1 protein-coding gene and 1 pseudogene are annotated in these 666 nt (G+C 61.4%); both read left to right on the top strand.

Annotation, left to right across the window (positions count from 1 at the left end):
• Positions 1-24 precede the first annotated feature (24 nt).
• Positions 25-564 carry a sigma-70 family RNA polymerase sigma factor gene (locus EN893_RS36660; protein ID WP_127267227.1) on the top strand — a complete coding sequence of 180 codons (540 nt, stop codon included), beginning with the start codon at positions 25-27 and terminating at the stop codon, positions 562-564.
• A pseudogene (locus EN893_RS39750) lies at positions 561-666 on the top strand (anti-sigma factor); the annotation flags it as partial. The gene EN893_RS36660 and the pseudogene EN893_RS39750, both read left to right, overlap by 4 nt.

Raw genomic sequence — 666 nt, 5'->3', positions numbered from 1 at the left:
TTGCAATCGCCTAACTTGCCGCGGATGACGCCGCAGGACATCACCAAGCTGATCGTCCGGACTTCGATGAAGGATCGGGCCGCGTTCGATCTGCTTTACCGGCAGACCAGCGCGAAACTTTTTGGCGTCTGTCTTCGTGTATTGAACGACCGGGGAGATGCGGAAGAAGCGCTACAGGAAGTCTTCGTCAAGATATGGACGAAGGCGGATCGTTTTGCCGTCTCCGATCTAAGCCCGATCTCCTGGCTGGTGGCAATTGCGCGTAATCATGCGATCGATCGCATACGAGCGCGGCGCAGGCCTGCCGCCGACATCGATGCCGCGCTCGACGTGGCCGATCCGGCGCCGGGGCCTGAAGCGATGGCGGTGGCGGGAGACGAATCCGAACGTATCCACCATTGTCTCGATGAGTTGGAGAAGGACCGGGCAGCCGCCGTCCGGGGCGCCTATCTCAAGGGCGAGAGCTATGCCGAACTGGCGGAGCGCCATGGCGTGCCGCTGAACACGATGCGTACATGGCTGCGCCGCAGCCTGTTGAAACTCAGAGAATGTCTGGAAAGATGACGCTGGCAGAAGACACAGGACCGGAACGTGGAGGCGACGACCTGCTCGCCGCCGAATACGTTCTCGGCGTGCTCGATGCCGACGAACGCCAGATCGTCGCCC

The sequence above is a fragment of the Mesorhizobium sp. M7A.F.Ca.CA.004.04.2.1 genome (genome assembly GCF_004022825.1).
Lineage (GTDB): Bacteria > Pseudomonadota > Alphaproteobacteria > Rhizobiales > Rhizobiaceae > Mesorhizobium.
Note: the sequence above shows the minus strand (reverse complement) of the source record. Positions and strands in the feature narration are given on the sequence as shown.